The sequence below is a fragment of the Streptomyces sp. adm13(2018) genome (assembly GCF_008042145.1).
Classification (GTDB): Bacteria; Actinomycetota; Actinomycetes; order Streptomycetales; family Streptomycetaceae; genus Streptomyces.
The window spans coordinates 1-6,104 of the sequence record NZ_RDBH01000038.1; the positions used below are offsets into that span (position 1 = coordinate 1).

The 6,104-nt window shown below is 75.7% G+C and carries 5 protein-coding genes; all 5 read left to right on the plus strand.

Features of this window, described 5'->3' with window-relative positions:
• A partial coding sequence (locus tag EAO70_RS03320; protein WP_148001531.1) for a glycosyltransferase occupies positions 1-1,333 on the plus strand: 1,333 nt, incomplete at its 5' end.
• A gap of 50 nt (positions 1,334-1,383) precedes the next feature.
• Positions 1,384-2,139, plus strand: coding sequence for a polysaccharide deacetylase family protein (locus EAO70_RS03325; RefSeq protein ID WP_261992622.1), 756 nt, complete (start codon positions 1,384-1,386; stop codon positions 2,137-2,139).
• A 127-nt stretch (positions 2,140-2,266) separates the two neighbouring features.
• Positions 2,267-4,381 (plus strand): hypothetical protein, encoded by a 2,115-nt coding sequence (locus EAO70_RS03330; RefSeq protein WP_261992623.1) that lies wholly within the window; start codon positions 2,267-2,269, stop codon positions 4,379-4,381.
• 77 nt (positions 4,382-4,458) lie between these two features.
• Positions 4,459-4,917, plus strand: coding sequence for a hypothetical protein (locus EAO70_RS03335; protein ID WP_148001533.1), 459 nt, complete (start codon positions 4,459-4,461; stop codon positions 4,915-4,917).
• Positions 4,914-5,975 (plus strand): glycosyl hydrolase, encoded by a 1,062-nt coding sequence (locus EAO70_RS03340; protein ID WP_148001534.1) that lies wholly within the window; start codon positions 4,914-4,916, stop codon positions 5,973-5,975. Before EAO70_RS03335 ends, EAO70_RS03340 begins: the two co-directional genes overlap by 4 nt.
• Positions 5,976-6,104: the final 129 nt, after the last annotated feature.

Sequence of the window (6,104 nt, forward strand, 5' to 3'; positions counted from 1 at the left end):
CTTCCGGCCCGCGCCCGGCGGGCCGCCCGTCGTGCCCGGCGACGTCTTCGCGCTCGTACGCCTCCGGGGCCGCCCCGCCGCCACCGTCGTCGGCACCGTCGCCGACGGCGAGGACCCCGCCACGGTCCTCGCGGACCTCGCCCGGCGGCGGCTCGCCGAGGCCGGGCGGCCCGGCACCGACGCCGAACGCCTCGCGGCCGCCCGGACCCACGTCCCCGGGACACCGCCCGCCGCGCCCCCGGCCCGCGTCTCCGTCGTCGTCGCCACCCGCGAGCGCCCCGGACCGCTCGCCCGCGCCCTCGACTCGCTCCTCGCCCAGGACCACCCGGACTTCGAGCTGATCGTCGTCGACAACGCGCCCCGCACCCCCGCCACCCATGAACTGGTCACCCGGACGTACGCCGAGCACGCCGACCGGATCCGCTACGTGCGCGAGGACACCCCCGGGCTCGCCACCGCCCACAACACCGGCCTCGCCGCAGCCGAGGGCGCCGTCGTCGCCTTCACCGACGACGACGTGATCGCCGACCCGCACTGGCTGAGCTCCCTCACCGCCCCCTTCGCCGCCGACCCCGGCCTGGGCTGCGTCACCGGCCTGATCCTGCCCGCCCGACTCGGCACCCCCGCCCAGGTCCTCCTGGAGTCCCACGGCGGCTTCGCCAAGGGCTTCGCCCCCCGCCTCTACGACCCGGCGCACCCGCCCGCCGACGAGCCGCTCTTCCCCTTCACCGCCGGCAGCTTCGGCTCCGGCGCCAACATGGCCTTCCGCGCCGACGCCCTGCGCCGGGCGGGCGGCTTCGACCCGGCGACCGGGACCGGGACCGCCGCCCGCGGCGGCGACGACCTGTACGCCTTCGTCGCCGTCCTCGCCGCCGGCTTCCGCCTCCGCTACACCTCCGAGGCCCTCGTCTGGCACCACCACCGCGACACCTGGCAGGACCTGCGGAACCAGGCGTACGGCTACGGCGCCGGTCTCACCGCCTACCTCACCGCGACCCTGGTCCGCAGCCCGCGCCTGCTGCCCGCCCTGCTGGCCCGGCTGCCCCGCGGCCTCGCGCACGCCCGGACCATGACCGCCCGGCGCGGGGAGACCCCGGAGACCGGCGTGCCCGGCGAGCACGGGACCCAGCACCACCCCTGGCCGGCCTCCCTCTCCCGGCTGGAGCGGCGCGGCATGCTCTACGGCCCGATCGGCTACGCCAAGGCCCGGGCCCAGGGCCGCACACGGGCCCGCACCCGGGTCCCCGGCGGGACCCCCGGTCAAGGCGGCGGCCAAGGCGGCGGGCAGGGCGGCGGGCAGGCCCGGCGCGGGAGTGCGGCGGTGATCCGATGACCGGCGGCTCCGCGCGCACCCGCATACCCGTCCTCCTTTACCACGCCGTGATGGCGGACCCCCCGGACTGGATCGCCGAATTCACCGTCTCGCCCCGGGAGTTCGCGGCGCAGCTCGACGCGGTCGTCGCCAGCGGCCGGACCGCCGTCACCGTCGGCGCGCTCGCGGCGCACGTCGCCACCGGTGCCCCGCTGCCGCCCCGGCCCGTCGTCCTCACCTTCGACGACGGCTTCGCCGATCTGGTGGGCCCCACCGCGGAAGCGCTCGCCGACCGCGGTCTGCCGTCCACCGCGTACCTCACCACCGGGGCCATCACCCGCGGCCGCCCCTGCCTGCTGCCGCCCGCGCCGATGATGACCCTCGCCCAGGCGCCCCGGCTGGAGCAGTACGGGATCGAGGTCGGCGCGCACACCGCCACCCACCCGCAGCTCGACACCCTCGCACCGGCCGCGCTCCGCCGGGAGCTGCGCGAGTCCAAGGCGGTCCTGGAGGACGTCCTGGGGCACGAGGTCCGCCACCTCGCCTACCCCCACGGCTACAACAGCCCGGCCGTACGGCGGGCCGCCGCGGCCGCCGGGTACACCTCGGCCGTCGCCGTCCGGCACGCGCTCAGCTCCGGCTCCGACGAGATCTACCGCATCGCCCGGCTGATCGTCCGCCGCGGCCACACCGTCGCCGACGTCGAGCGGTGGATGGAGGGGCGCGGCGCGCGGACGGCGCCGTATCCCGACTCGCTGCCCACGATCGGCTGGCGGATGTACCGCAGGGCCCGCGCCCTGCTGAAGGGGCCCGGGTTCGCGGGCTAGGCCCGGCGTGGCCGTGGCGCGCGCAAGATCGACAACTCCGGCGATCCGACCGGCGGTTGAAAGGCCGAACACATCCGAAGTACGTTCCTGTACTTCGGCGAAGGGGATGTCCGTGGGGGGAGAGGCCGTGCAGCGTCAGGGGCCCGCACCGGTGACCGGGAGCGGGGTGCCGCCGCAGTCCGGCACCGAGGACCGCGGGGAGAGCCATAAGCCCGAACGCCCGCAGACGGCAGGGGAGTCGGCGGCCGCCGCGCCGACCTACCCGCCGACCGAGGCTCCGCCCACCGCGCCGACCTACCCGCCGACCGAGGCTCCGCCCACCGCGCCGACCTACCCGCCGGCCGGTGCTCCGCCCGCCGCGCCGGCCGCCGCTCCGGCCACCGACGGCTGGCCCCGCACCGGCCGTGAGAAGCCCCCGGCCGGCGGCGCCGTCGCAGCCCGGCGTCGGCTCGTCGCCTTCGGCCGGTCGCCGGACGCCCTCAACCTCGTCCCCCTGCTCGTCGCGGCCGCCCTCTGGCTCTGGGCGCTGCCCGGCATCGACTTCCGGGACATGGACCAGTTCGGTCTCCTGGACCGCTTCCCGGTCGTGTTCTACGCGTCCCTCGCGGTCCTCACCGGCGGATTCGTCCTCACCCTGCGCCGCGCCGGCACCGTGCCCCTCTGGCCCGCCACCTACTGCGCGGCCATGCTCGTCGCCCTCAAGGCGCCGCCCGCGATCCTCTACGACTCCGTCCGCTACGCCTGGGCGTCCAAGCACGACGCCATCATCAGCAGACTGCTCACCCAGGGCACCGTCCACCCCGGCACCGAGCTCTCCGGCGGCATGTCCGCCTACGACCAGTGGCCCGGCTTCTTCTCGCTCGACGCCGCCCTCGTCCGGGCCTTCGGCGTGGACGCCGCCGCGTCCTTCATCAACTGGGCGCCCGTCGCGCTCGGTCTCCTCACCGTCCCGGTCCTGATCCTCGTCTACCGCACGTTCAGCGACGACTGGCGGCTGGTGTGGACCGGCGTGTGGATCTTCCAGCTGGCGAACTGGGTGGGCCAGGACTACCTCTCCCCGCAGGGCTTCTCCTACCTGCTCTACCTGACCGTCTTCGCGGTCGTCGTCCGGCACTTCGTCCTGCCCGGCTCGGCGGGAGCGCTGCGCGACCGCGCCGCGCTCGACCCGGCCGCGGCGGCCGTGCCGCCGCCGACGACCACCCGGCAGCGGGCCGTCGCCGTCCTCTTCCTCCTGCCGGTCGTCGTCACCATCAACGCCTCGCACCAGCTCACCCCGATCATGCTGTGCGCGAGTCTCTTCGCGCTCTGCCTGACCCGCCGCTACCGCAACCTCGGGCTCCTCGCCGTCACCGGCCTGACCATGCTGGTCTGGAACCTGACGATGGGCCGGGAGCTGTTCCTGGAGACGCTCGGCACCCTTCGGGAGAAGGCCGGCGACCTGCTCGCCAACTCGCGGCCCGGCTTCGCGGGCGATCCCACCGGGCCGGGACCGGAACTCGTCGGCAGCGCCAACATCCTCATGGTGCTCGCCCTCGGCGGCCTCGCCGTCGCCGCCGTGCTCCTCCGGCGCAGGCTGGTCCGCAGCGCGCTGCCGCTGCTGCTGACCGCCGCGGCGCCCCTCCCGATGTTCGCCGTGAACGACTACGGCGGCGAGATGATCTTCCGGGTCTACCTCTTCGGCCTCCCCGGCGCCGCCTTCTTCGCCGCCGCCGCGCTCGTCCCCGCCGCCGGGGCCGCCGGCCGGCCCGCCGCGCTCGCCCGCCGCACGGCGGCCGTCGCCCTGCCCGTCACCCTCGTCGCGATGCTCGCCGGCTTCCTGCCCTCGTACTACGGCAAGGAGGGCATGCACTACGCGCCGCCCGGCGAGACCGCGCTCACCCGCCGCACCTTCGACCGGGCGCCCGAGGGGGCGCTGATCCTGGCCGCCACCGGGGCGTTCGCCGACTCGTACTACCGCTACGACCGGTACGAGCGCTGGTTCTTCACCGAGCAGGAGGTCGACGAGAACCTCCGCATGCTGAAGGACCCGGCCGGCTACCTGGCCGGCGGCATCCCCGCGGGCCGCCCGGCGTACGTGATCCTCACCCCCACCCAGGGGGAGGCCGTCATCGGCGAGGGCTACCTCCCGGAGGGCGGCTTCGCCCGGCTCGGCGTGGCGCTCAAGGCGTCGCCGCTGTTCGCGGTCGTGGAGGAGAGCCGGTACGGCCTCGTCCTCCGCTACCGCCCCACGACCCCCGGCTGACCCGGCCCGCCGTCACCGGCGGGCCGGGTCAGCCGGGGGTCGTGGGGCAGCCCACCCGTCCGAGGAGCAGGTACGCCATGGCCCACCCACGCCTGACCCCGCGCGTCCAGCGCAGAGCCGCGCTCGCGGCCTCCGGATGGGTCGCCCTCGCGGCGACCGCCTTCCCCGGCGGCTCACCGGCGCGCTGGATCCCCGTCCTCGCCTTCGTCGTCCTCGGGCCCGGCCTCGCCCTGCTGCTCCCGCAGCCCGCCGGACTGCGCCCCGGCGCCCGGCTGGAGGCCTGGGCGCTGGCCGCGCCGCTCAGCCTGTCCGTGGCGACCCTCGTCGCGACCGCCCTCTTCCTGACGAAGTCCTTCTCGCTCACCCTCTTCCTGGTGCTCCTGGCCCTGTTCGTGAGCGTCGTCGCGGTCCTCCCCGGCGTTCCGCTGCCCGCCGCCACCCGGGGGGCCGTCGAGCGGGACGGCGCCCGGCCCGCCCGTACGCCCCGGTTCCGCCCGCCGGGGTTCCGCGCCCGAGGGGCCGGTGGGGGCGGATGACCCGGCGGCCCGCCCCGGCCGGGACCCGGGCCCGGCTCGTGACCGCCCTGGCCGCCGTGTGCGCCCTGACCGCCGGGATCGGGGTCTGGTCGGCCCTCGCCGAGGACGAGGACCGCTGCGCGCCCGACGCCGCCCTGGTCGCCCCGTGCGGGGCCTGGTGGGGCGCGTACATCCCGTACGACGAGGACAGTTCGCTCACCCGGCCCGTGTACGCCTTCGAGAAGAAGATCGGCCGCAGGCTCGACCTCGTCTACACGTACCACGACATGTCGGGGAGCGAGGCCGACGGCCGGCTCCTCACCCCCGACGAGCGCGAACTGGGCCGCGAGCGGCTCCTCATGCTGGCCTGGGAGTCCACGGTGTGGACGAAGAAGCACCACGCCGACTGGACGGAGCGGCAGCTCGGCTGGAAGAACGTCGCCGCCGGGAGGTACGACGCCTCCGTCATCGACCCGCAGGCCCGGCGGATCAAGGAGTACGGCAAGCGGGTCTTCCTCTCCTTCGACCAGGAGGCGGACTTCCGCATCCCGGAGGGCGCCGGGACCCCGGAGGAGTACGTCGCCGCCTACCGCCACCTGCACGACCGCTTCGCCGAACTGGGCGTCACCAACGTGGTGTGGGTGTGGACCGTCTCGGGCTGGACCGGCAACGCCGCGCGGATGAAGGCGCTCTACCCGGGGGACGCGTACGTCGACTGGATCGGCATGGACCAGTACAACTACTACCTCTGCCACAAGTCGCCGGACTGGCTCGACTTCGACCGCAGTCAGCGCCCCGGCTACGACTGGCTCCGGAAGAACGTCTCCGACGACAAGCCGATCATGTTCTCCGAGTTCTCCACCGCCCCGGACCCGGAGCGGCCCGGGCGGCAGCGCGACTGGTACGCCGCGATCCCCGGGGTGGCCCCGAGCCTGCCGGACGCGCGCGCGTACGTGCACTGGAACCGGGCCGTGCCCGGTCCCGGCTGCGATCTGACCGTCGACTCGGGACCGGCCCTCGACGGCTACCGGACCGCCGGGCGGGACCCGTACTTCCGGCAGCCGGTCCCGGACCGCTGACCCGCGGCCGGGGGCTCAGTGCCGTCCCGAGGTCAGACCCCGGAAGGCGACCACCGCCATCGTGCCGCCGGCCAGGCCCAGGAACAGCGGGAGCGGGGCGGTGGCGAAGGCCTGCTGGCCCGCCCAGCC